Below are 24,920 nucleotides of genomic sequence, written 5' to 3' on the forward strand. Positions count from 1 at the left end.
CCAATGGCTTTGCCCGTTTTTCTCAAAAAGATCGGCATTGATGCCTATCTTATCGCCCTTCTGGGTGTCGTCGCGCTTTCCTTCGTGTTGCCGGCGCGCGGCGTCTTCGCTGAAATCGTCGGGCAGGCAGCATACTATGCGGTGGCACTGCTGTTTTTCGTCTATGGCGCCAAACTCAAAACCGAGGCTGTGGTCGCAGGCTTTGCCAATTGGCGTCTACAGGCGGCAATCCTTGCGATCACCTACGTAGCCTTTCCCCTGTTCGCCATTGCTCTCGCCTTTGCGAGCAGGGATGTGTTGCCCGAGGAACTGGCGCTTGGCTTGCTTTATATTGGAATTCTGCCATCCACCGTGCAATCCTCGATCGCTTTCACCGCTCTGGCCAAGGGCAATGTCGCGGCGGCAGTTTGCGCGGCGTCGGTGTCGAACCTGTTGGGCGTCATTGTAACGCCGCTCTTGGCGACCCTGATCCTCCAGGCTGGCGACGGCGGCATTAATGGCGGGGCCGTCGTCAATATCGCCATTCAGATCGTTCTCCCTTTTGCACTGGGCCAGGCTTTTCGCCCGCTGATCGGGAACTGGATCGGCAAACATAGGCTCCTTTCGCTGACGGTCGATCGGGGTTCGATCCTGCTCATCGTCTATTCCGCGTTCAGCGCGGGAATGGTCGCGGGGATATGGTTGGAGGTCGACGCCGTGACGCTGGCAGCGATCGCTGCGATCGTCTGCCTGTTCCTGGTCTTGGCGATCGGGATCTCGCTCGGCCTCGGTCGTCTGGCGCAGTTTGCCAGAGAAGACAATCGGGCACTTCTGTTCTGTGGTTCGACCAAGAGCCTCGCTTCAGGCGTGCCGATCGCCAATATTCTTTTTGCGGGGGGCCCAATCAGCCTCATCATCCTGCCCCTGATGCTTTACCATCAGATTCAGCTCGTCGTCTGCGCCATCATTGCACAGCGCATGGCGGTCGGAACTGAGCCAATCGGAGAAAAGCCATGATCACCATAAAACGTCTCGATCAGACCGAGGCCCAGGCTCTCATTTCAGGCGCACGCAGCAAGGCCCGAGAAATCGGTGTGCCTATGTGTATCGCCATCACTGATGAATCGGGGAATCTCCTCGCATTCGAGCGCATGGATGGAGGTAAGGTAACAAGCATCACCATCGCCATCGACAAAGCGTTCACCGCCGCCGGAGCGAAAAAGGCCACCGCCGATTATGGCGCCTCGAGCCAACCCGGTGAACCTGCCTATGGCATCAATTCGGCTATTGGGGGACGACTGATGACGGTAGCTGGTGGATTGCCGGTGGTCGTTGATGGTGAGGTGGTGGGTGGAATTGGCGTCAGCTCCGGCACTCCCGCCCAGGACACCGAGTGCGCGCAAGCTGGCATTGAGTTCTTTCGGCATGGCAGCTGAATGACGTTAGACAGTGCTCCTGGGTTCACTCGGTCCGATCTAGGAGAACAAACGTAGCCCATCCGGTGATAATTGGAGTCAGTTACTAAAGGTAATATAAGTCTCCAAAAACTGCGGCTTTCGGCGCCGACCACCGTTTTCACACGGCAGGGGCTACAGGTTCAAATCCCTGTAGCCTCTCACGTATTGGGCCTAAAACGCAGCGTCGAAGCTGTCCCCGGAAACGCTCTATTTCTTTTGCGCGCGTTTGGAGGCTTCGGCGTGTTTTTGCGATTTCTCGAAGCTTTCGATTACGCCTTCGGTATCGCCTGTCGAACCGGCCTGGGCTTGACGCTCATTGTGGACGTTTTCCTGGTCATTGCCCTGCAAACTGTTCCGTCCGGCGATCTCGTCGGCGAGATCCCATTCGTCGGTCAGTTTGCCTGGTTCGGTTTTGCCCGCCGGTTTGGCGCCCTGCTGTCCGGTGGGGTGGCTGCCCATCTTCTTTCCGGCATTGGCCATGGCACTTCTCCTTTTAGGTTCAGGGCTCTTGCGTCTCGTCCAGTGTACGGCTGGGGGAATCGGGAGCCGCCTGGGTGGGCTCGTTCGTGAGCTCTCCGCCATCGGGCACTCCCACACCTTCCGAAGGTGTTTCGGCATCCAATGACTCGGTGGGGGCGGCGACCCGCTCGGGGGCGATGAATGTGTAGTAGATGAGAAAGGCGACAAAGATGACGCCGACCAGGGCCGCCAGCCCCAGGATGATGCCGGCGAGCCCCCGATTGCCGCGGGCTTCGTCCCGAACCTCTTCTCTATCGGCCATTCTCGCTTCTCCAGTTCGCGTGTCGTGCATCTGACGAACGGGCGACCGGCGATGAGAGTTCCCCGACGGGCGCCAGCGCCGGGGATCGGTTCGCGGGGCGCTGGCAAGCCGTTCACTTGTGTCAAGCCAGGAACCGGTTGTTATCTCTCCCGTTCGGCCATGCACATGCATTCGAGGTCGAAAATGTCCCGACACAACAGAGGTGCCCAAACCGGTGTGCTCGCTTTACTGGCCGCTGCCGGCGTGGTGGCGCTTTCCTATCAGGCACTGTCGCGGCGGAACCTACGCCGGCATCCCGGTGATTCAGCGCCTGGACGCACGGCCCGGCAAGCCCGTTTTGGCGATTATGCAGTGACCGGCAAGACCATCACCATCAGTCGACCGCGCACCGAGCTTTTCGCCTATTGGCGCAATTTTTCCAATCTTGCGGGCTTCATGGAAAACATCGTGTCCATTCAGCCAACAGACGAGGATCGGACAGTGTGGACGATCAAGGCTCCGGGTGGCCAAACTGTCGATGTGGAAACCGAAATCGTTGAGGAGCGCGATGGCGAACTGATCGCATGGCGTTCGGTAGGGGGCTCCGAAATCGAGGCCGAGGGCAAGGTCACGTTCCGCGATGCCTCGGCCGAGCGCGGCACCGAAGTCGAGGCGATCGTCGCCTACAAGCCCCCGGCCGGGGAAGTCGGACGATGGATCGGCAAGCTGTTCGGGCGCGAGCCTGGCGTCCAGGGGCGGCGGGAACTGAAACGGTTCAAGATGCTGATGGAGACCGGCGAGATCGCCGACGCCCGTTACCACGCCCAATCCTGACCAGGAGATTTCCATGCGCGCCCTTACCTGGCACGGCCATCACGACGTTCGCGTCGATACCGTCCCCGATCCTGAAATCATCAATCCCCGCGACGCCATTATCAAGGTGACGGCCACGGCAATCTGCGGTTCGGACCTGCACCTTTACGATGGTGTCATCCCGGGCATGATGCCCGGTGACATTCTCGGCCATGAGTTCATGGGCGAGGTTGTCGAAACCGGCCCCAAGAGCCCGCTCGAGAAGGGTCAGAAAGTTGTGGTGCCGTTCACCATCTCCTGCGGCTCGTGCTATTTCTGTCAAAAGCAGCAATATTCGGCTTGCGACAATTCCAACCCGGTGGACGCTCAGGATCTGAGTGAGCCGCTTTACGGCCACGCCATGTCAGGGCTGTTCGGCTATTCGCATCTTACCGGCGGCTATGCCGGCGGCCAGGCTGAATACGTGCGCGTGCCGTTTTCCGATGTCGGGCCGATTGTCGTTCCCGATCATGTGGAAGACGAGAAGGTGCTGTTTCTTTCCGACATCCTTCCCACCGGCTGGATGGCGGCGGAAAATGCCGATATCGAGCCCGGCGATACGGTGGCGGTCTGGGGTTGCGGTCCGGTGGGCCTCTTCGCCATCCAGAGCGCGCTGCTGATGGGGGCAGAGCAGGTGATCGGCATCGATCATCACCCGCACCGCCTCGAGCTGGCCCGATCGCTGGGCGCAAAGATCATTGATTTCAGCCGCACCCACGTGGGCGAGGCGCTGATGGAAATGAGCGGGGGTATCGGCCCGGATGCGGTGATCGATGCAGTGGGCATGGAAGCGCACGGCTTTGCGCCCGACAACGTTATCGAAGTGGTCAAGCAAAAAGTGGGCGTGGCCGCGGACCGCGGGCATGCCCTGCGCGAGGCGCTGATCACCTGCCGCAAGGGAGGACGGGTGTCTGTACCGGGTGTTTATGGCGGCTTTCTCGATAAATTCCCCTTGGGGGCGATGATGCAGAAAGGCCTGCAACTGCGCACCGGCCAAACCCACGTTCAGAAATACACAAAGCCGCTGCTCGAAAAGATCCTCAACGGAGAGATCGACACAACCTTCCTTATCAGCCACCGGCTGCCGCTGGAGCAGGGACCGGAAGGCTACAAGAACTTCCACGACAACCAGAACGAATGGACCAAGGTGGTCCTCAGGCCGGAGTAAGGCCCATGGCAGTTTTCAGGCTCTATCCCCTGGCTGAACCAGGATCGTCCAATTGGGACATCGCGCAAAACCACGGCGAGGTTCTGGTGCGGGCCAAAACGAGCGGCGATGCGCGTCTGGTGGCGGCCGAAGCGGAGGCTCAACTTGCCCGCCGTCATGACGAGAACGACGACGTCTATTCCATCCGCGCCAGCGCGTTCACCGACGAAAAGCTCTACGGCGTCCAGAAGATCACCGATAGCGGCATCGACCCCGAGGGAGAGCGCGGGCTGATCGCCGGCATCATCACTCCGTCCCGTTGAACTCTCTAAAAGGAGAATGACAATGACTGAATCCAAGACCACGACCGATCACGATGAAATCCGCCGTTGGGCAGAGGCCCGCGACGGTCATCCGGCGCGGGTCAAAGGCCAGGGCGAAGGCGGAATCCTGCGGATCGATTTCGGCGACCCCGAGGACAATCTCGAAGAGATCGATTGGAATACGTTCTTTGAGATCTTCGACGAGAACGATCTCGCCTTCCTCTATCAGGAGAAGACCCAGGACGGCGGGACGAGCCGCTTCAACAAATTCGTGGATCGTTGAGAAAGCGGAAAAAGGCGGCTATGCCGCCTTTTCCTTGGGAGACGGTATGTCTAGCGCTTGGCGGTTTGGCCCGAACTGCTCAAGCTGACATAGCGTTCGGTCACCGCCTTGATGTGATCCCTGATCCACTGGGCCATATTTTCTTCTTCGGACAGGTTCTGCTCGAGAAGCGGGGTGACATTGGCCAGTGATGTCATTTCGCTGAGCGTGATCAGCGAGCGATAGGCGGCGATCTCGTAATTTTCGAACGCGTGATTGGCAAAGGTGTCCTTGAGCACCTCGTCGCCGGCCATGGCGTGACCCAGGGCCGCCATCGACCCGCCGACCGAGAGCATCGTGTCCTTCAATGTCGAATGACGCTCCTGGAGATCTCCGAAGATAGTCTCGAGCCGCTCGATCTGCCCTTCGGTCTCCCCAATATGCTGCTCGAGCCGGGCGTGCATATCGGGGTAGTTCTCTATACGCTGCACCTGAGGCTTCATAATCGAAAGCGCTTGGTTTTCCATGGCGTGAGCGTTTTTCAATCCGGTCACCAGTACCGAAAGGGCGTCGTCATTGGTGAACATCATCCAGTCTCCGTTGCTCCAAATGCGCTGGAGGAGTAACGGGACGCGATTGCAACAGTTGCCCGGCGTTGTTCGGCCCGATTGACGGTTAACTCAGGATATCGCCGGCATTCCGCTTTTAGGAATCGGACTTGTGCTCGGGCTTGCCCTTGCGCTTGGTCGAGGCCATTTCGTCGAGTTCCTTTTCGCTCATGGACTTATACATCGATTTCGATGCGCCCTTGAGCTCCTTGACCTTGGTGTCGCCGCGCTTTGCCGAAAGCGCCGCTCCCGCGGCCTTCTGCTGTGCTTTGGATTTGGCAGGCATCTCACTGCTCCATCGGAGGGTGTTGGTCGTCTCTGAAAACACACTGCCCTTGCCAAGAGTTCCTGGGGTCTGTCGCAAAGCGGGCATGCGTTTAATCTACGCTGATCGGGCGAACAAACCCTTGTTGTCCGCGTTGTGCCCGCCACGCACAAAGCCGTCCATACACGGCAGGGAGGAGTACGGAGATGAACGAGATCGACACCGAAGCCATTCGCCGGCGCGCTTATGAGATCTGGGAACGTGAAGGCTGTCCCCACGGCAAGCACCAGGCCCACTGGCTTCAGGCCCAGGCCGAGCTTGCCGGCGACCCCGATCTGCCGGGAAGCCCGGGAGGCGGGGCGGATGCGACGGAATCGGCAACGGGTGCCAAACCCTTTAAGGGCGGACCGTTGCCATCCGCCAAGGACGACCAGAGCGAAAGGAAATGACATGGTGAAGGTGACCTACGAAGTCGTCGAGCACGACGGAGGCTTCGCCTACAAGGTGGGCGATGTGTTCTCGGAAACCTTTGCGACCCATGAGGCGGCGCATAGGGCGGCCGAGGAGGCCGCGCAGCGCCAGCAGGTGGGCGATCGTGACGAGCAGATCGAGTACCAGGATGCCGAAGGCAATTGGCACAACGAGTTCGCTCCGGGAGATCGCAGACCGGAAGCCGGGGTCGAAGACGACCTCCCCGACAACCAGGAAGCCCGTGATCGTCACGGACGCACGCTCGATGAAGACGAAATACCCGATCCTGACCGCGCGCCCCATTCCATCCCTCATGGCCGCTCATAGCGAAGAGGCGCTGGAGCAGATCGTTGTCGACCGCATCAGCGCCTCCGAACTCGTCATCGGCGCCTACCGCTTCGCCAGTGCCGCCCACGGGGCCATAGGCCAGCGGCGCAAATATGTCGATGAGCCCTATATCGTGCACCCTATCGCGGTGGCCGAACTTGTGAAATCGGTGCCTCACACCGAGGAAATGCTGGCCGCCGCGCTCCTTCACGATGTGGTCGAGGATACTCCGGTGACGCTTGAGGAGATCGGGGCCCAATTTGGGAACGAGGTTGGAGATCTCGTCGATTGGCTCACCGATGTGTCGCGCCCGCAGGACGGCAACCGTGCGGCGCGCAAGCATATCGACCTGTTGCATACGGCCAAGGCACCGCCCGAGGCCAAGACCATCAAGCTGGCCGATCTCATTGACAACGCCCGCACCATCTCGGCGCACGACCCCGGATTCTGGCGGCGGTTCCGCGCGGAAATGAAGGCCCTGCTGGCGGTGATGGAGGAGGGGGATCCCACTTTATGGCGCCGTGCCGCGGCTCAGGTCTGATCCTCGTTTCAAAAAAAGCTATCGTTCTGTCGGCTGGCAGCGCCCTGGCTCGTCTTATCGGCGAAGGGGACGCTGTCCCTTGCCACAAGAGGAGAGACGATATGACCAAATTCTCATCGGCCGCGCTGATCGCTGCGGGCCTTATTGCCACTGGTCCGGCTCTGGCCCAGTCCGAGCCGCAGGGCGACCGCGTCGAGGTCAATGGCATGGAGATGTATTACGAGGTATCCGGGGAGGGCGACCCGATGATCGTTTTGCACGGCGCCCACATGAACATCGATACCATGGGCGAGATCATCCCGATGCTGGCCCAGACCCATACCGTCTACGCCATCGAGTTCCAGGGCCACGGACGCACCACCGATATCGACCGCCCGATCAATTACCCCAACCTCGCCAGCGACGTTGCCGCCTTCATGGATGCAGTCGGCATCGAAAAGGCCGATGTGTTCGGCTATTCCATGGGCGCGGCAGCGGGGCTGAAATTCGCCATCGACTACCCCGAAAAGATCGACCAGCTCATCGCCGCCTCGACCTCGTTCACCTATGAGGGCATGCAGGAAGAGTATCTGGCCATGGTCCCTGATATGGGGCCGGAGATGTTCGCATTCTTCGAGGAAGGCTGGGCCGAGCTGGCTCCAGATCCGGAAGGGTTCGATGCCTTCATCGAGAAAATGATCGCCCTCGAACACGAGACGTTCGATTGGACCGAGGATGTGGGAGAACTCGAAGCGCCGGTGCTGATTATCGCCGGGGATGCCGATGTCGTGACGCTCGAGCATTCGGTTGAATTGTTCAATCTGCTCGGTGGCGGGGTCATGGGCGACATGGGCGTTCCGTTGCCGCAGTCGCGCCTCGCCATCATGCCCGCCACCTCCCATACGGCGGTCATCAGTCAGCCCGATCTGCTCTATGCCTTCATCGAGCCGTTCCTGGCTGGCGAAACCCCGGCGGGTTTCTTCGAGCAATAAGCAAAGCGCGGGTCCGGCGCCCCGTCGTGGGGCGCCGGCCTTATGGATCAGCCCTGGTCATCAAGCGATCACCAAAACATCGTTTTGCCCCGCGATGCGCTTCCTCTAGACTTGGCGGCAAACCGGCCCCTGACGGCCGGCGCCAGAACAATGAGGAACCATCGATGTCTCATGCCGACATTCTCAAAGCCGCTTTTCTCGATCCCGCCGACCTGACCGGGGGCTCGCTCAAGGTGCACAGCCCCATAGACGGAGCCCTGATCGGGGAGGTGGCAACTCATGAGGCTTCCGATGTCGAGGCGATGATCGCGCGGGCCAAGGCGGCGTTTGGAGAATGGCGGCTTGTGCCGGCGCCACGGCGCGGGGAGTTGATCCGCCTGTTCGGCGAGGAATTGCGCGCCGCCAAGGATGCGCTTGGCGCGCTGGTATCGCTCGAAGCGGGCAAGATTCTCCAGGAGGGCCTGGGCGAGGTCCAGGAGATGATCGACATCTGCGATCTTGCCGTCGGTCAGTCGCGGCAGCTCTTCGGGCTGACCATCGCTTCGGAACGTCCCGGCCATTCCATGCGCGAAACCTGGCATCCGCTGGGGGTGACCGGCGTTATCTCGGCCTTCAATTTCCCCGTCGCGGTTTTTTCCTGGAACTTCGCGCTGGCGACCATATGCGGCAACACGACGATCTGGAAACCTTCGGAAAAGACCCCGCTGACGGCGCTCGCGGTCAAAAAGATCTTCGAAAAGGCGTTGGCCCGCTTCGGCGACGCGCCCCAAGGCATGCTGCAGGTGGCCGTAGGCGGAGCCGAGGTGGGCGAAGCGCTTACGGGATCGAAGGACGTGCCGCTGATCTCGGCCACCGGATCGACCGGTATGGGCAGGATCGTCGGTCCAAGGGTTGCCGAACGTTTCGGCAGGACGATCCTCGAATTGGGCGGCAACAACGCCATGATCGTTGCGCCTTCCGCCGATCTCGATAACGCGGTCCGGGCCATCGTTTTTTCTGCGGTCGGCACCTGCGGCCAACGCTGTACCAGCCTGCGCCGGCTCATCGTGCACGAAGATGTCCGCGATCAATTGGTCGCAAAGCTGAAGTCGGTCTATGCTGATCTCCCCATTGGCAATCCGCTCGAAAAGGGCACGCTGGTGGGGCCGCTGATCGACAATCAGGCGTTCGAAGCCATGCAGCACGCCTTGGAAAAGGCCAAGGCACAAGGCGGCAAGATCACCGGTGGTGAAAAGGTCGAAGCGGTGGCGGGCGGGCACTATGTCCGGCCGGCGATCGTGGAAATGGTCGAGCAGACCGATATCGTCAAACACGAGACCTTCGCGCCCATCCTGTACGTTTTGACCTACAAGACGCTGGAGGAAGCCATCGCGCTTCAGAACGACGTGCCGCAAGGGCTATCGAGCTGCATCTTTTCCACCGATGTGCGCGAGACCGAGACTTTCCTTTCGGCCGCCGGCTCCGATTGCGGCATCGCCAACGTCAATATCGGACCGTCGGGCGCCGAGATCGGCGGTGCGTTCGGCGGCGAAAAGGAGACCGGAGGCGGGCGCGAGAGTGGCTCGGATGCCTGGAAGGCCTATATGCGCCGCCAGACCAACACGGTGAACTATTCCCGCGAGCTGCCCTTGGCCCAGGGGATCAAGTTCGACATCTAGCGGGGAAGTTTAAATCTGGGCTTAGCTTTTCGCTTCGCCCTCGGCCGCTTCCTGCCGCAACCGCTCGTCGGCCAGTTGGCGGATTTCGGTCAACTCCTCGATCGTCGTCTCGAGGTCGGTCAGTTGCGCCCGCAGCAGCGCCAGGCGCTCATCGACCTTTTCGACCAGAAGCTTGACCTGGGCCGTGCGCGTCCCGTCGGCATCATAGAGGCTGAGATATTCGGAGATGTCGCGCAGGGTGAAGCCCAGCCGCTTGCCGCGCAGGATGAGGATCAGCCTGGCCCTGTCGCGGCGGCGGAACACGCGGGTCGAGCCCAGCCGATCGGGCTTGAGCAATCCCTTGGATTCATAAAAGCGGATCGCACGGGTGGAAATGCCGAACTCCTTTGCCAGATCGGCAATGGCGAACAGATCCCGCTTTTCGGCATCGTGCTTGTTCAACGTCTATCCCCCGGTCTTGACGGTCTTTTCATAATCGGCGCGCAGATCGTTCTTGGAAAGCTTGCCGATCATGGTTTTCGGCAATTCATCCCTGAAAATGATCTCGCGCGGCATTTCGAGCTTTGAAAGGTGGTCCTTAAGGAAGCTCTTGAGCGCCTCTTGAGTGAGCGTCTCGCCGTCCTTGAGCTTGACATAGGCGACAGGCGCCTCGCCGCGATACTCGTCCTTGACGCCGATCACATTGGTTTCGTCCACCGCAGGGTGTTTATAGATCGCATCCTCGATGGCGCGTGGATAGACGTTGAACCCCGAAGAGATGATCAGGTCCTTGATCCGGTCGACGAGGAACACGTATCCGTCCTCGTCGAAATAGCCGACATCGGCGGTCCGCAGATAACCGTCGGGCGTAAACGCCTCTCGCGTTCCCGCCTCGTCGCCATAATAGCCGAGCATCACTTGTGGTCCCTTGACCACCAGTTCGCCCCGCTCACCGCGCGGCATTTCCTGGGTCGGATCGTCTATGCTCACGAAACGCACATCGGTGGCCGGGAGCGGCAGGCCGATCGAGCCGGGCTTGGAGGGCACGCGAAGGGCGGAGCAGGTCACCACCGGCGAGGCTTCAGTCAGGCCGTAGCCCTCGGCCAAAATGGCTTTCGATTTTTTCGCGAACGCTTCACGGGTCTCGCCGGGCAGCCCTGCGCCGCCCGAGATCGCCACTTCGATGGGCGCCAGGATTTCCGCCGTCGCCGGTGCCTTGGTGGCCAAGGCATGGAGCAGGGTAGGCACTGCCGGAAGCACATTGGGCTTTGTGCGCTTCATCAGCGAGAGAAACGCCTTCATCTCGAAACGGGGCAGCATCACCACTTGCGCGCCCGAACACAGCGGCACGTTCATGCACACGGTCATCGCAAAGATGTGGAAGAAGGGGAGAATGGCCACGATCTTGGAAGGCGGATAGAACAGCCCGCACCCCCATTTGTCGATCTGGCTCATATTGGCCGCGATATTGGCGTGGCTGAGCATGGCGCCCTTGGGCGTTCCCGTCGTGCCGCCGGTATATTGCTGCACGGCGACGTCATTGGCGGGGTCTATCGTGACCGGCGTGGGCGTCCTGCCCAGGGCGATAAGGTCCTCGAACGAAACAATGGTTTCACTTGCCGCAGACTCTTTGGGTTTTGCCAGGTCCTTGCGCTTGAGGGTCTTGTAGAGCACCTTCTTGACGCCGGGCAGGGCGTTGGGGAAATGGGCGACCACCAGCTTTTTGATATGGCCCTGGCTTGCCAGTTTTTCAGCGCTCTCGAACGTCACCTTGAGATCGAGCGTGATCAGCGTCTGCGCTCCGGAATTGGCGACGATGTGGCTGAGTTCGCCTACCGAATAGAGGGGATTGCAGTTGACCACCGTCGCCCCGACCCGCAGCACGGCAAAGTATGAGATGATGTAAAAGGGCGTGTTGGGCATCAGCAGCGCCACCCGATCGCCCTTTCCGATGCCCAGTTCGCTCTGCAGCGCCCCGGCCAGGGCGCTGATCTGCTCGCCGAGCCGGCGAAACGATGTGGTCGCGCCCATAAAGTCCAGTGCCGTCGCGTCGCCCATCTTGGCGCAGGAGGCCGAAAGCTGCTCATGCACCGGGGTGGTGTCTATCGGCGTATCCCATTCGATCCCCTCGGGATAGGATTTGATCCATGGGCGATTGCCGGCGACGGGGTGGTCCATTGTTCTCCTCCGATGGACTTTTGTCCGGTATTGTTTGAACGAACTATGTCACGGCATGACGTTAGCGTCAAACTCCTCACGCTAGGCCAGGTTCCTTACCTTTCCGGCAATGTTCCGTTCACGGAGCTGTGCGGCCGATCGTGAAACGAAACTGGAATGGCGGGCATTGTAGAAGCGTGGTGACGACTGTCAGCGGGGATCGTGCGCGTTGTGCGTCAGATGACCTAAAAGGCATCAGGTTGACGTTTGCGTCCACCGTTGTATTCTAAGCAAACCTTGATGGCGTGCCGAGGAGCATGTGGCGCGCACCGGCTAGGGGAGGCTGACCTATGGTTTTGGCACTTGTTATCCTGAGCGTTCTCGCTTTTTTCGTGCTGGCGATCCGCCAGTCTGCGCTCTGGCAATGGGCCTTGGCGGCGGCGGTGATCGGTGTTCTCGCCATGCTGCGCCCCGAAGAGGGGCTGGCGTTTTCCTCCAACCTCCTGGGATGGATCGTTGCCCTCCTGCCGGCCCTCGTTCTGGCACTGCTGGCGATTTCCCCCATCCGGCAGGCGCTTCTGACCGGTCCGGCCTACAAAATGGTCAAATCCATCCTGCCGCGCATCTCACGCACCGAGCAGGAAGCGCTCGACGCCGGGACGGTCGGCTGGGATGCCGAGATCTTCTCGGGGCGGCCGGATTGGGACAAGCTCTTTGCCATCCGCAAGCCCGACCTCACCGCCGAGGAGCAGGCCTTCCTCGAAGGCCCTTGCGAGACGGTCTGCGCCATGATCGACGACTGGGATACGCGCCACAACCGCATGGATCTGCCGCCCGAAGTCTGGCAGTTTTTGAAGGATAACGGCTTTTTCGGCATGCTCATCGGCAAGGAGCATGGCGGCTTGGGCTTTTCCGCCCAAGCCCAGAGCCAGGTCGTCTCCAAGATCGCCTCGCGCTCGGTTGCCGCCGGCATCACCGTCATGGTGCCCAATTCGCTCGGCCCGGGCGAGTTGCTGGAAAAATACGGCACGCCCGAGCAGCAGGGCAAATATCTGCGCCGCCTTGCCAGGGGCGAGGAAATGCCCTGCTTCGCTCTCACCGGCCCGCACGCCGGCTCGGACGCCGCCGGCATGCGCGACATTGGCGTCGTCACTTATGGAGACTATGAGGGCCAGCAGGTTCTGGGCGTCAAACTCTCCTGGGACAAGCGCTACATCACCCTTGCCCCCATCGCGACCCTGCTCGGGGTCGCCTTCAACCTCTATGATCCCGACAACCATCTGGGCAAGGGCACAGATGTCGGCATCACGCTGGCGCTGATCCCGGCCGATTATCCCGGCGTCGAGATCGGCCGCCGCCATCTTCCGGCCCGCGCCGCCTTCATGAATGGCCCGACCTCGGGCAAGGATGTCTTCATCCCCATGGAGTTCCTGATCGGGGGCACCGAATACGCAGGGCAGGGCTGGCGCATGCTGATGGAGTGCCTCGCCACCGGCCGTGCCATTTCGCTCCCGGCTATCGGTACGGTTTCGATCAAGGGCGCGCTGCGCACCACCTCCGCCTATGCCCGCATCCGCCGCCAGTTCGGCATTGCCATCGGCACCATGGAAGGTGTGGGCGAAGGATTGGCCCGGATGGTCAAATCCGCCTATCAGTTCGAAGCTTCGCGCGCCATGACGGCGGCCATTGTCGATGACGGCCAGAAGCCCGCGGTGATCTCGGCGGCGCTCAAATACCGCACCACCGAGGAAATGCGCGGCCGCGTCGATGATGCTCTCGATATCCACGGCGGACGCGCGGTCCAGGACGGGCCCTCGAACTATCTCTTTGCCGGCTATCAGACCATTCCCGTGGCGATCACCGTCGAAGGCGCCAATATCCTGACGCGCACGCTGATCACCTTCGCCCAGGGCGCCCTTCGCGCGCATCCCTATCTCCTGAAGGAAGTCCAGTCGGCGCAGAACCCGGACAAGCGCCGTGGCCTTCATGATTTCGACAGGGCTTTCTCCGGCCATCTCGGCTTCATGCTCCGCAATATGACGGCCTCGTGGTGGCATAATCTCACCTTCGGGCGCTTTGCCTCGTCCCCGGTCGAGCACGAGCTCAAGGGCTGGTATCGCCAGCTTCACCGCTATTCCCAGAGCTTCGCGCTCGCCGGAGACTGGACCGTGGCGTTCCTGGGTGGCGATCTGAAACGCAAGCAGATGCTCTCGGGCCGCATGGCGGATGTGTTTTCCGATCTCTACCTGCTCTCGACGGCGCTCAAGCGCTACGAGGATGACGGCCGCATGCCCGAGGATATCCCGGTTATCGACGCCATCGCCCGCGACCGCATCGCTTCGATCCAGAAGGGGCTGGGTGAAGTCATCGACAATTTCCCCAGCCCGTTCCTTCGGTTCGCACTGGGCGTCCTGATCTTCCCCCTCGGCCGTCGCGCGCGTCCTTCCTCGGACCGCGAGAACTATCGCCTCGCCAAATCGGTGCTCGGACAATCCACGTTCCGCGACCGGCTGACCCGCGGCATCTATGTGACCTTCGATCCGGCCGACCGCACGGGCATTCTCGAAGACGCACTGGTCAAGGTCGAAGCTGCCGCCGAGATCGAAAAAAAGTTCTTCCGCGCTCTCAAGAAAGGCGAGATCGACCGGCGGCTGGATCGCGACGCCATTGCCGACGCCGTCGAGAAAGGGATCATCACGTCGGAGGAAGCCGTGATCCTGCGTGAAGCGGATGAAGCGACGGATCGGGTCATCAAGGTCGACGATTTTGCACCCGGGGAGCTGGCCCGTTCGACGCAGCAGCCGGCGAACGCCTATACTGCAGCCGCCGAATAGAGCGGTTGCGGAACGAAACGTCCTTCATTTAGCTTCCGACCGCATGCAACGAGAGGAGCCGAGCCTTGGCGCAAGCTGATACGCCGCAGACCCGCCACTGGGAATTTTCAACCGACATCGAGGGAATCGGCTGGCTGACGCTGGACGTCAAGGACAATTCGGTCAACGTCCTCAGCCGGGAGGTGATCGCCGAGCTCGAAACCCTCGTCGGCCATTTCGAGAATTTGGGCCGGGCGGGAGAGTTGGCCGGCGTCGTGCTGCTTTCCGGGAAATCGGGCTTTATCGCGGGGGCCGATATCTCCGAATTCGACCAGATGAGCGATCCCGCCGTTCTGCCCGAAGCGCTCAAGCGCACGCATGCTCTGTTCCAGCGCATAGAGGATATCAAGGTCCCGTTCGTGTGCGGCATTTCCGGCTTCTGCGTCGGCGGTGGGCTGGAACTGGCGCTGGCCTGTCATTATCGCATCGCCGTCAATGACGACGCCACGCGTCTGGGCTTCCCCGAAGTCAATCTGGGCATCTTCCCCGGCTTTGCCGGCACGGGCCGCTCGATCCGTCAGGCCGGGCCTGTCGATGCCATGCAATTGATGTTGACCGGCAAGATCGTTCGGGCCAAGCAGGCCAGGGCCCTCAATCTGGTGGATAAGCTCGTCCGCCATCCGGATATGCTGCGCTGGGAAGGCCGCAAGGCCGTGCTGGCCAAACGCCGTTCCGCGCCCGCTCCGCTGGCCAAACGCGCCATGGCCTTCGGGCCCATCCGCTCGCGCGTCGCCGACAGGATGCGCGAGGAGGCCGGCAAGAAGGCGCCGAAAAACCACTATCCCGCGCCCTATGCGCTGATCGATCTTTTCGAAAAGTATGGCGACGATCCCAAAAAGATGATCGCCCATGAGATCGACGCCTTCGTGCCCCTTATGGCCTCGCCCACGGCGCAGAACCTGCGCCGGGTGTTCTTTTTGTCCGAAAGCCTCAAGCGCCTGGGCGCCAAGGGCAGGGACAAGCCCAAATTCACCCGCATCCACGTGGTCGGCGCCGGCGTCATGGGCGGCGATATCGCGGCCTGGTGCGCTTATCGCGGCTTCTATGTGACGCTCCAGGATATGGACATGGATCGCATCAAGCCGGCGCTGGAGCGGGCCAGAAAGCTGTTCAAGAAGCGGCTCAAGACAAAGCAGGCGGTCGATGCCGCCATGGCGCGGCTCGAGCCGGACGTCGAGGGCAAGGCCATCCCGCGCTGCGACGTGCTGATCGAAGCGGTGGTCGAAAAGCTCGAGGTGAAACAGCAGATATTCGCCGAGGCCGAAAAGCGGCTCAAGCCAACGGCCATCATGGCGACCAATACCTCATCGATCGAACTCGAACGCATCGCCGAGGCGCTGGGCAATCCCAACCGGCTGATCGGGCTGCACTTCTTCAACCCCGTGGCGCAATTGCCGCTGGTCGAGGTGATCCGCTCCAAGCTCAACGACGATGAAGCCATCCGGCTGGGTGCTTCTTTCGTGCTCGCCATCGGCAAGAGCCCGGTGATCGTCAAGTCGGCCCCTGGCTTCCTCGTCAATCGCGCGCTCATGCCCTACATGCTCGAAGCCGTGGACCGGGTTGAAAAGGGCGAGAGCGCCGAACAGCTCGACGCCGCTGCCGTTGCCTTCGGCATGCCCATGGGGCCCATCGAATTGATGGACACTGTCGGACTCGATGTCGGTGCTTTCGTTGCGCGGGAACTCGGGCAGAAAATCCCCGAAAGCAGCCGCTTCGCCAAGCTGATCGCGGCGGGAAAGCTGGGCCGGAAGACCGGTGAGGGTTTCTACAGGTGGGAAGATGGCAAGCCGCTCAAGGAGAAACCGCCCGCGCATGGCAACCTCGAAGGGCTGGGGCGTGACCTCGTTCAGCCGCTCGTCGACACTGCCGAAGTGATCGTTGCCGAAGGCGTGGTTGAGAGCGCCGACATGGCCGATATCGGAATGATCCTGGGCACCGGGTTCGCGCCGTTCCTCGGCGGTCCCATCAAGGCACGTCAGGACGGAAGGGCTTAAAGGATGAACCAGACATTGCGCAAAGTCGCCATTGTGGGATCGGCGCGTATTCCGTTCTGCCGCGCCTATACCGGCTATGAAAACGAGACCAATCTCTCAATGCTCGCCACCGCCATAGGCGGTCTTGCCGACAAATACGGTCTCAAGGGTCAGCGCATTGGCGAGGTGGTGGCCGGTTCGGTCATCTCCCATTCCAAGGATTTCAACCTCGCCCGCGAAGCGCTGCTCGATGCCGGGCTCTCACCGGCAACGCCGGGCACCACGCTGCAGATCGCCTGCGGCACCTCGCTTCAGGCTGCGCTGGTTCTTGCCGCCAAGATCGCCACGGGCGAGATCGACAGCGGCATTGCCGGTGGCTCCGATACGGTTTCCGACAGCCCTGTGGTGCTCGGCCCCAGGATGCAGAAGCGCATGATCACGCTCTCGCGCGCCCGGACCACGGGCGAAAAGCTTGCCGCCTTCAAGGGCTTCAATTTGGGCGAGATCGCGCCCGTTGCCCCCTCCACCCAGGAACCACGCACCGGGCTTTCCATGGGCGAGCATTGCGAGTTGATGGCCAAGCAATGGGGCATTTCGCGCGAAGCGCAGGATCTGCTTGCCCTGCGCAGCCATCAGAACGCCGCGGCGGCCTATGACTCGGGCTTTCATGACGATCTCGTCGTCCCTTGCGCTGGCATCTACAAGGACAACAACGTCCGGCCCGATACCAGCCTTGAAAAAATGGCCACCATGAAGCCGGCGTTCGACAAGAAATCCGGCAGGGGGACCCTGACGGCCGCCAATTCTACGCCGCTTACAGATGGCGCTTCCTCTGTGCTGCTGGCAAGCGAGGAGTGGGCGCGCGAGCGCGGACTGCCGGTGCTGGCCTATCTCACCATGGGCGCGGTTTCGGCCAATGATTTCGCCCATGGCGATGGGCTCCTGATGGCTCCGACCATCGCCGTCTCGGACCTGATGCGCCGCTCGGGGCTCTCTTTTGCCGATATCGACTTGTTCGAACTCCACGAAGCCTTCGCCGCGCAAGTACTTTGTACGCTCGCCGCATGGGAAGATCCCGACTACAATCGCGACGTTCTTGGGCGAGATGATCCTCTAGGGACCGTTCCTGTGGATAAAATTAACGTCAATGGCTCGTCTTTGGCGTATGGTCATCCCTTTGCCGCCACCGGCGCCCGCATCTTGGGAATGACCGTCAAGATGTTGAATACACTTGAAAAACAACGCGCATTGATTTCGGTCTGTACAGCAGGGGGGATGGGCGTTGCCGCTATAGTCGAACGGGCCGGCTAATCAGTGCTTGTCAAAGCCGATTGAGCAAGGATAGGTTCCGTTCCTAGACTAGCGGGGAAAGTTTTTCCTAGTTGGTTCGCATTTGAGCTGCTCCATTTCATCAAGGAGAGCAGCCGATGGGCTGGAAGCATCAGTTACGTCACAGTCAAAGGAGACGACCATCATGAAATTCAAGCACGTCCTTGCGGGGGGCGTCCTTGCCGGCCTCATGGCAACGGCAATGGCCGGCACCGCGTCGGCCGAAACGCTCAATATCTTCAACGGCGGCGAGCCGGCTTCGATCGACCCGCACCGTGTGTCGGGCGACTGGGAGAACCGTATTGTCGGCGATTACCTTGAAGGTCTGATGACCGAGGATATCCATGCCGAGCCCATCCTGGGCCAGGCAGCCGATTACACGGTCTCCGATGATGGTCTGGTCTACACCTTCACGATCCGCGACGACGCGGTCTGGAGCGATGGCGAGCCGGTCAAGGCGCAGGATTTCGAATACGCTTTCAAGCGCCTGCTCGACCCCGAGATGGCCGCTGACTACGCCTATCTTCAGTATCCGATCCTGAACGCCGAGGCGGTCAACGCCGGCGAGATGGAGATCGACGAGCTGGGCATCAACGTCATTGACGACAAGACCATCGAGTTCACCCTCGAACAGCCCACGCCGTACTTCCTGGATGCGCTTACCCACTACACCGCCTATCCTGTGCCTATGCACTTGGTCGAGGAACTGGGCGACGAGTGGATCCGTCCGGAAAACATCGTCTCCAACGGCGCCTACACCATCGTTGAGTGGATTCCCAACAGCTATATCCGTTCTGAAAAGAGCGAGACCTATTACGATGCCGAAAATGTCGACATCGAAGAGGTCTACTACTATGCCATGGATGACCTGTCGGCAGGTTTTCAACGCTATCGCGCCGGCGATTTCCACATCCTGACCGAGTTCCCGGCTGACCAGTACCAGCTCCTGCAGGACCAGTATCCAGGCCAGGCGCAGGTTGCTCCCTTCCTGGGCGTCTACTACTACGTCATCAACCACAACATGGAAGAGCTGGCTGACCCCAGCGTTCGCGAGGCCATGTCCATGGCCATCAATCGCGAGGTCATCGGCCCCAATATCCTGGGCACCGGTGAATTGCCGGCCTATGGCTGGGTGCCGCCGGGTACCGCCAACTATGATTTCGAAGGATATCGTCCCGAATGGGCCGATCTCGAATACAGCGAGCGCGTTGCCCAGGCCGTCGCGATGATGGAAGAGGCAGGCTATTCGGCTGACAATCCGCTCACCCTGCAGCTCCGTTACAACACCGACGAAAACCACCAGCGCGTTGCTGTGGCGATCGCCGCGATGTGGGAGCCGCTGCACATCGATATCGAATTGTTCAACTCCGAAGTCGCCGTCCACTACGACGCGCTTCAGAACAATGATTTCGACGGCATCGGTCGTGCGGGCTGGCTGATGGACTACAACGATCCCATCAACATGCTCGAGCTGCTGCGTTCGGACATCATCTACAACTACGGCCGCTACAACAATCCTGAGTTCGATGAGCTTCTGCGTGAGAGCGCAACGATCCTCGACATGGACGAGCGTGCCGAAATCCTGCGCCAGGCCGAAGAGATCGCCATGGGAGACACTGCTGCCTTCCCGCTTTACTACTACGTTTCCAAGAACGTGGTTTCGCCTGAAGTCAGCGGTTTCGAACCCAACGCCAAGGACATCCACCGCACCCGTTGGTTGTCGATGTCGGAAGACTAAGATAATGTAACAAGACGCGTGGCCGCGGGTTTATTGCCCGCGGCCACGCCCTATTGAGACGGGCTTTGGCTGTGTTTGCCGGCGCCGCCCGCAAAAAGATCGGTACCTCACAATGATCAGATATGTGCTGCGTCGCATACTTGCGGCGCTACCAGTCGCGTTTATCGCGATCACGCTCTGCTTTATCGTGCTGCGCCTTGCTCCCGGCGGCCCGTTCGACGGGGAACGCCCCCTGCCGCCAGCCGTGCTTCAAAACGTTTTGGCGCACTACAATCTCGATAAGCCCATCTGGGAGCAGTATTGGCTCTACGTCACCGGCGTGCTGCAAGGCGATCTCGGGCCCTCGATGACCTCCTACGACTTCTCGGTCAGCCAGTTGCTCGCCATCGGCCTGCCCTTCACGCTGATGCTGGGCTTCACGGCCTTCGTGCTCGCGACCACCATCGGCATCATCGCCGGCATCATTGCTGCGGTAAACCAGAACAAATGGCCCGATTATGCCCTGGTCTTCTTCGTGATGATCGGCGTTATCGTTCCCAACTTTCTCATCGCGGCGCTGCTCCAGCTTTGGGTTGGCGTCTATCTGGGCTGGCTGCCGGCCGGCGGATGGCCCGGCTTTTCCATCGCGCACCTCATCCTGCCGGTTATCGTTCTCGCCTGGCCGCATGCCGCGCGCATCTCGCGCCTGATGCGCGGCTCGATGATCGAGATTTTGGGCACCAATTACGTGCGAACCGCCAAATCCAAGGGCATCGGCGAGCGCCTGGTTCTGGCGCGTCACGCCATCAAGCCGGCGATGCTGCCCGTCGTTTCCTATCTCGGCCCGGGCTTGAGCTACCTTCTGACGGGCTCGCTCGTGGTCGAACAAGTGTTCGGGCTCCCCGGCATCGGCCGCTACTTCATCAATGCGGCGCTCAACCGTGACTACGGCCTCGTTCTGGGAACGACGATCTTTTACGTCGTGCTCATTCTCATTCTCAATCTGCTGGTCGACATCGTCTATGCGTGGATCGATCCCAAAGTGAGGTATCGCTAATGGCCGGCCTGACTGGAAAAGACGCAGTCCTGTCGGACTATGCCGAAAAGCTCGAAACGCCTCAGGGCCGTTCGCTGACCCAGGACGCGCTGCTCAGGCTGTCGCGCAACAAGGCGGCGATGGTCTCTATCTTCGTGCTCATCGCCATCATTGCTATTGCCTTCATCGGCCCGTTCTTCGTGCCCTGGGGCGTGGGTGAAGTCGATTGGGCAGCGTTCCGCCAGCCGCCCGATTTCGAGGCGGGGCACTATCTGGGGACCGACCAGAACGGCCGCGACCTTCTCGCCCGTCTGCTCCAAGGCACGCAGATGAGCATCATCGTCGCCACCGTGGCCACCGTGGTCTCGGTTGTGGTCGGCGTTCTTTACGGCGCGATCGCCGGCTATTTCGGCGGCCGCGTGGATTCGATCATGATGCGCTTCGTCGACGTCATGTATGCCCTTCCCACCATCCTGTTCGTCATCATCCTGGTCGTGATCTTCGGGCGCTCGCCGGTGCTGCTGTTCGTGGGCATCGGCCTGCTCGAATGGCTCACAATGGCGCGCATCGTGCGGGGTCAGACGCTGTCGCTCAAGGAACGCGAGTTCATCGAGGCGGCCAAGGCCGGCGGGGCAGGGCCCTTCACCATCATCCTGCGTCACATCGTGCCCAACCTCACCGGGCCGGTGGTGATCTATGCCACCCTCACCATCCCCGAGATCATCCTGACCGAGAGCTTCCTTTCGTTCATCGGGCTGGGTGTGCAGGAGCCGCTGACTTCCCTCGGCACGCTGATTTCCAACGGCGCCGGGGTGGCCGAGGTCATGCCGTGGCTGCTGATCTCGCCGGCGATCGTTCTGGTCAGCATGCTGCTGTGCCTCACCTATATCGGTGACGGCCTGCGCGACGCTCTCGATCCAAAGGACCGCTAATCCATGGCAGATAACGTTTTGGAGGTCAGGGACCTCTCGGTAACCTTCGAGCTGCACGACCGCGAAGTCCAGGCCGTGCGTGAAATGGACTTCTCCCTAAGGGCCGGCGAAACGCTGGCGGTGGTGGGTGAAAGCGGGTCGGGCAAGAGCCAGGCCTTCCTTTCGATCATGGGCCTTCTGGCCCGCAACGGCCGGGCATCGGGCAGCGCCAAGATCGCCGGGACCGAGCTCGTGGGCATGCGCCCCAGGGAGCTCGACGATATCCGCGGCAAGGACATCGCGATGATCTTCCAGGATCCGATGACCTCGCTCAATCCCTATATGCGCATCGCCGATCAGATGGTCGAAGTGCTGGTGCGGCACAAGAACATGAACCGCAAGCAGGCGCTCGAGCGATCCGAGGAGATGCTTCGCACCGTGCACCTGCCCGATGCAAAGCGCGTCATCCGTGCCTATCCGCACGAGCTTTCCGGCGGCCAGCGCCAGCGCGTCATGATCGCCATGGCGCTCCTGTGCGAGCCCAAGGTGCTGATCGCGGACGAGCCCACCACCGCGCTCGACGTCACCGTTCAGGCGCAGATGCTCAGGCTCTTCAAGGAGCTGACCGAACAGTTCAACACCGCGCTGGTGATGATCACCCACGATCTGGGCGTCGTGGCGGGGCTGGCCGATAACATGATGGTCATGTATGCCGGCCGCGCCGTGGAAAAGGGCACCGTCGAAGAGTTGTTCTACAGCCCTCGCCACCCCTATACGCTCGGGCTCCTGCATTCGACCCCGCGTGTCGAAAACAAGCGCAAGCGCCTCGATCCGGTCAAGGGCCAGCCGCCCAATCTTACCCATCTGCCGCCCGGATGCTCGTTCAATCCGCGCTGTGCCTTCCGCACGGAAATCTGCATCAAGGATCGTCCGGCACTCATTCCGCGCACCGACGGGCGCGTTTCGGCTTGCCATCATGACGATGCGGTCAAAAATACCAATGAAAAGGTTGCCTGATGAGTGATCAAACAGGCGTTTTGCTGAACGTTCAGAACCTCACCAAGCGTTTCGCTGTCGATGCCGGGCTTTTCAAAAAGCCCCTGATGCTCACGGCTGTCGACGATGTGAGCTTTAGCGTCAATCGCGGCGAAACCCTCGGCATCGTGGGTGAATCCGGGTGTGGGAAATCCACGCTGGGCCGCTGCATCCTGCAGTTGATCGAGCCCGATGACGGCAAGGTGGTCTGGCTGGGCCGGGATTTGACCGAGCTCAAGAAGGACGAGATGCGCAAGGCGCGCCAGGATCTGCAGATCATCTTCCAGGATCCGCTCGCGTCCCTCAATCCGCGCATGACGGTGGGCGAGATCATCGCCGACCCCCTGCGCACCCTCAAGCCGGATATGAACCGCCAGCAGCGGCGTGAGCGGGTTCGCGAGGTGATGGATGCGGTGGGGCTCCTGCCCGAAATGATCAACCGCTACCCGCACGAATTCTCGGGCGGACAGGCCCAGCGCATCGGCATTGCCCGCGCGCTGGTCACCGGTCCCAAGCTGATCCTGTGCGACGAGCCGGTGTCCGCGCTCGACGTATCAATCCAGGCGCAGATCCTCAACCTGCTGGCCGATCTCAAGGACGAGTTCGGGTTGACGCTGATCTTTATCAGCCACGACCTGTCGGTCGTGCGGCACGTCTCGGACCGGATTCTGGTGCTCTATCTCGGCCGCATCGCCGAATTGGCCGAGGCCGAGACGCTCTACAACGATCCGCGCCATCCTTATAGCCGGGCGCTCTTGACCGCGGTGCCGATCGCCGACCCACGGCAGGCCCGCCAGCACCGGATCGAGGGGCTGGAAGGGGAAATCCCGTCTCCCATCAATCCGCCCTCGGGCTGCTATTTCCGCACCCGCTGCCCTTATGCGGTCGAACGGTGCGCCCAGGTGGTGCCGCCGCTCGAGCTGACCGATATCGGCTCGCGCGCCTCCTGCATCCGCTGGGAGGAGATCGCCGCCGATCCCGAAGGCGCCCGCACGCGGGCCCGCAACTGACGCGGCGGAAGTCGGGCAGGGCCTCCTAAATTGTCGGTGCGGGCTTTTCGACTCGCGTTGACAGTTAAGGGCTTTGCCCCTATGTTCCGCCCAACTTTGGGATCGCTCCGGCAAAAAGCGGGGGCGATCTCGATCTTTAGCGGTGCCTTGAGCTCCGCCGATCTTTTATTGTCTGAGAGATAAAAATGAAAATCCGCAACTCGCTCAAGGCGCTCATGACCCGTCACCGGGACAACAAGCTGGTCCGCCGTCGTGGCCGCGTCTACATCATCAACAAGGTCAACAAGCGCATGAAGGCCCGCCAGGGCTAAACTGCCGCTTGATCGCAATGAAAAAGGCCCGCTTCGGCGGGCCTTTTTGTTGCGGATCGTCTGGCCCCTCCACCTCGTCACCTCGAGCTTGACTGGAGCGAAAGCACAGGGGCGGCAGCCAAAGGGTCTCACCTCCCCACCTCGTCGTCCTCGGGCTTGACCCTGGGACCCGCAACGTCTCTACCTTCTCAGAAGAAGTGGGTCCCCCGCACCCTCCGCGCCCAAACGTCTCCAGCGCCTTCCCTGCGCTGCGGGTCTCCGGATCAAGTCCGAAGACGACGAAAGAGAAAAAAGCGGCGTGGGATAAAGCAATACGCCCTCAAGCAGTATCGGCTCTCACCACAGCCTTGCCCCACGCTCCCCTTCTCCCCTGGCGCGAGAAGGTGCCCCGGAGCGGACAGATGAGGCGCTGAGCCAGCCGCATCTTCACGTCAATGTCTGCCCCATCTACCCTTCTCCCCTTGAGGGAGAAGGTGGGCCGGCGAAGCCGGTTCGGATGAGGGGTGCGCAGCGCTTTAGCAATCGGCGGCGTCTGTTGATATGCTGAGCCCCCCTCATCCCCATCCCTTCTCCCACCAGGGGAGAAGGGGGCTCTTGGGCAAACGCTGGAATTCCTGCCGAGGCGCTGCCCCGGACCTCCCCTTCTCCCCTGGTGGGAGAAGGTGCCCCGAAGGGGGCGGATGAGAGGGGCGCTGAGCCGACCACACCTTCCGACGTCAAGACTTGCCCCTTTACCCTTCTCCCCTTGAGGGAGAAGGTGGCCGCGAAGCGGTCGGATGAGGGGTGCGCTGAGCTTCCGCAATCACCACGGTGCTGGTGATGTGCTGAACCCTCTCGTCCCCCCTTCTTCCACAGGCAAACGCTGGAATTCCTGGCGCTGCCCCGGAACTACCCTTCTCCCCTGGTGGGAGAAGGTGCCCCCGAAGGGGGCGGATGAGGGGGGCGCTGAGCTTCAGCAATCGCCACGG

The 24,920-nt window shown here is 61.1% G+C and carries 25 protein-coding genes and 1 pseudogene; 20 read left to right on the forward strand and 6 right to left on the reverse strand.

From position 1 onward, the window contains the following. The first annotated feature begins 3 nt into the window (after positions 1–3). The gene (locus NO934_RS11250) at positions 4–996 is read left to right on the forward strand and encodes a bile acid:sodium symporter family protein (RefSeq protein WP_309160054.1); all 993 of its coding nucleotides are present in this window, start codon (positions 4–6) and stop codon (positions 994–996) included. Next, positions 993–1,415: a heme-binding protein gene (locus NO934_RS11255; RefSeq protein ID WP_309160055.1), complete on the forward strand. Its 423-nt coding sequence runs from the start codon at positions 993–995 to the stop codon at positions 1,413–1,415. The genes NO934_RS11250 and NO934_RS11255 overlap by 4 nt, the downstream gene beginning before the upstream one ends. A 228-nt stretch (positions 1,416–1,643) precedes the next feature. Here NO934_RS11255 and NO934_RS11260 read toward each other — a convergent pair whose 3' ends face one another. After that, a complete protein-coding gene (locus tag NO934_RS11260) occupies positions 1,644–1,916 on the reverse strand; it encodes a hypothetical protein (protein ID WP_309160056.1) in 273 nt (90 codons plus the stop codon). A 19-nt stretch (positions 1,917–1,935) separates the two neighbouring features. Continuing rightward, a complete protein-coding gene (locus tag NO934_RS11265) occupies positions 1,936–2,217 on the reverse strand; it encodes a hypothetical protein (protein WP_309160057.1) in 282 nt (93 codons plus the stop codon). 183 nt (positions 2,218–2,400) lie between these two features. Between NO934_RS11265 and NO934_RS11270 the strand changes: the two genes are divergently transcribed. From NO934_RS11270 to NO934_RS11285, 4 genes are read left to right on the forward strand one after another with little or no spacing between them, the layout of a single operon-like run. After that, complete coding sequence (locus tag NO934_RS11270) at positions 2,401–3,030, forward strand: SRPBCC family protein (RefSeq protein WP_309160058.1); 630 nt, start codon at positions 2,401–2,403, stop codon at positions 3,028–3,030. Positions 3,031–3,043: 13 nt separating this feature from the next. Beyond that, positions 3,044–4,216, forward strand: coding sequence for a zinc-dependent alcohol dehydrogenase (locus NO934_RS11275; protein WP_309160059.1), 1,173 nt, complete (start codon positions 3,044–3,046; stop codon positions 4,214–4,216). 5 nt (positions 4,217–4,221) lie between these two features. After that, positions 4,222–4,518, forward strand: a complete 297-nt coding sequence (locus NO934_RS11280) for a hypothetical protein (RefSeq protein WP_309160060.1) — start codon at positions 4,222–4,224, stop codon at positions 4,516–4,518. Positions 4,519–4,540: 22 nt separating this feature from the next. Continuing rightward, entirely contained in the window at positions 4,541–4,801 is a 261-nt protein-coding gene (locus NO934_RS11285; protein ID WP_309160062.1) for a hypothetical protein, read from the forward strand. 50 nt (positions 4,802–4,851) lie between these two features. Here the strand turns inward: NO934_RS11285 and NO934_RS11290 are convergent, their stop codons facing one another. Then, the gene (locus tag NO934_RS11290; RefSeq protein ID WP_309160063.1) at positions 4,852–5,367 is read right to left on the reverse strand and encodes a ferritin-like domain-containing protein; all 516 of its coding nucleotides are present in this window, start codon (positions 5,365–5,367) and stop codon (positions 4,852–4,854) included. Positions 5,368–5,485: 118 nt separating this feature from the next. Beyond that, positions 5,486–5,674 (reverse strand): DUF3008 family protein, encoded by a 189-nt coding sequence (locus NO934_RS11295; protein ID WP_309160064.1) that lies wholly within the window; start codon positions 5,672–5,674, stop codon positions 5,486–5,488. A 185-nt stretch (positions 5,675–5,859) separates the two neighbouring features. On the opposite strand from NO934_RS11295, the gene NO934_RS11300 reads away from it, so the two are divergent. From NO934_RS11300 to NO934_RS11320, 5 genes and pseudogenes are all read left to right on the forward strand, one after another. Further along, positions 5,860–6,102: a DUF2934 domain-containing protein gene (locus tag NO934_RS11300; protein WP_309160065.1), complete on the forward strand. Its 243-nt coding sequence runs from the start codon at positions 5,860–5,862 to the stop codon at positions 6,100–6,102. A 1-nt stretch (position 6,103) separates the two neighbouring features. After that, a pseudogene (locus NO934_RS11305) lies at positions 6,104–6,343 on the forward strand (hypothetical protein); the annotation flags it as partial. A 46-nt stretch (positions 6,344–6,389) separates the two neighbouring features. Further along, the gene (locus NO934_RS11310; RefSeq protein ID WP_309160066.1) at positions 6,390–6,992 is read left to right on the forward strand and encodes an HD domain-containing protein; all 603 of its coding nucleotides are present in this window, start codon (positions 6,390–6,392) and stop codon (positions 6,990–6,992) included. A gap of 101 nt (positions 6,993–7,093) precedes the next feature. Beyond that, positions 7,094–7,963 carry an alpha/beta hydrolase gene (locus tag NO934_RS11315; protein ID WP_309160069.1) on the forward strand — a complete coding sequence of 290 codons (870 nt, stop codon included), beginning with the start codon at positions 7,094–7,096 and terminating at the stop codon, positions 7,961–7,963. A gap of 164 nt (positions 7,964–8,127) precedes the next feature. Next, positions 8,128–9,621: an aldehyde dehydrogenase family protein gene (locus tag NO934_RS11320; protein WP_309160070.1), complete on the forward strand. Its 1,494-nt coding sequence runs from the start codon at positions 8,128–8,130 to the stop codon at positions 9,619–9,621. Positions 9,622–9,642: 21 nt separating this feature from the next. Here the strand turns inward: NO934_RS11320 and NO934_RS11325 are convergent, their stop codons facing one another. Next, the gene (locus NO934_RS11325) at positions 9,643–10,062 is read right to left on the reverse strand and encodes a MerR family DNA-binding protein (RefSeq protein ID WP_309160071.1); all 420 of its coding nucleotides are present in this window, start codon (positions 10,060–10,062) and stop codon (positions 9,643–9,645) included. A gap of 3 nt (positions 10,063–10,065) precedes the next feature. Continuing rightward, positions 10,066–11,778 (reverse strand): long-chain fatty acid--CoA ligase, encoded by a 1,713-nt coding sequence (locus NO934_RS11330; protein ID WP_309160072.1) that lies wholly within the window; start codon positions 11,776–11,778, stop codon positions 10,066–10,068. A gap of 329 nt (positions 11,779–12,107) precedes the next feature. On the opposite strand from NO934_RS11330, the gene NO934_RS11335 reads away from it, so the two are divergent. The 9 genes from NO934_RS11335 to ykgO all read left to right on the forward strand — a co-directional run bounded on the left by NO934_RS11335 (position 12,108) and on the right by ykgO (position 23,952). Then, positions 12,108–14,591 (forward strand): acyl-CoA dehydrogenase, encoded by a 2,484-nt coding sequence (locus tag NO934_RS11335; RefSeq protein ID WP_309160073.1) that lies wholly within the window; start codon positions 12,108–12,110, stop codon positions 14,589–14,591. A 65-nt stretch (positions 14,592–14,656) separates the two neighbouring features. Then, positions 14,657–16,624, forward strand: a complete 1,968-nt coding sequence (locus tag NO934_RS11340) for a 3-hydroxyacyl-CoA dehydrogenase NAD-binding domain-containing protein (RefSeq protein WP_309160074.1) — start codon at positions 14,657–14,659, stop codon at positions 16,622–16,624. Positions 16,625–16,627: 3 nt separating this feature from the next. Continuing rightward, entirely contained in the window at positions 16,628–17,914 is a 1,287-nt protein-coding gene (locus NO934_RS11345) for an acetyl-CoA C-acetyltransferase (protein ID WP_309160075.1), read from the forward strand. Between the two features lie 163 nt (positions 17,915–18,077). Continuing rightward, a complete protein-coding gene (locus NO934_RS11350; protein ID WP_309160076.1) occupies positions 18,078–19,670 on the forward strand; it encodes a peptide ABC transporter substrate-binding protein in 1,593 nt (530 codons plus the stop codon). Positions 19,671–19,782: 112 nt separating this feature from the next. Beyond that, positions 19,783–20,706, forward strand: coding sequence for an ABC transporter permease subunit (locus tag NO934_RS11355; protein ID WP_309160077.1), 924 nt, complete (start codon positions 19,783–19,785; stop codon positions 20,704–20,706). Continuing rightward, the gene (locus tag NO934_RS11360; RefSeq protein ID WP_309160078.1) at positions 20,706–21,617 is read left to right on the forward strand and encodes an ABC transporter permease subunit; all 912 of its coding nucleotides are present in this window, start codon (positions 20,706–20,708) and stop codon (positions 21,615–21,617) included. The genes NO934_RS11355 and NO934_RS11360 overlap by 1 nt, the downstream gene beginning before the upstream one ends. 3 nt (positions 21,618–21,620) lie before the next feature. Continuing rightward, on the forward strand, positions 21,621–22,613 hold the full coding sequence (locus NO934_RS11365; protein WP_309160079.1) for an oligopeptide/dipeptide ABC transporter ATP-binding protein: 993 nt from the start codon (positions 21,621–21,623) through the stop codon (positions 22,611–22,613). Then, positions 22,613–23,641, forward strand: a complete 1,029-nt coding sequence (locus tag NO934_RS11370; RefSeq protein WP_309160080.1) for a dipeptide ABC transporter ATP-binding protein — start codon at positions 22,613–22,615, stop codon at positions 23,639–23,641. The genes NO934_RS11365 and NO934_RS11370 overlap by 1 nt, the downstream gene beginning before the upstream one ends. Positions 23,642–23,826: 185 nt before the next feature. Continuing rightward, positions 23,827–23,952 (forward strand): type B 50S ribosomal protein L36, encoded by a 126-nt coding sequence (gene ykgO / locus NO934_RS11375; protein WP_014131674.1) that lies wholly within the window; start codon positions 23,827–23,829, stop codon positions 23,950–23,952. The last annotated feature ends 968 nt before the right edge of the window (positions 23,953–24,920 follow it).

It is taken from the genome of Pelagibacterium sp. H642 (genome assembly GCF_031202855.1).
Classification (GTDB): Bacteria; Pseudomonadota; Alphaproteobacteria; order Rhizobiales; family Devosiaceae; genus Pelagibacterium.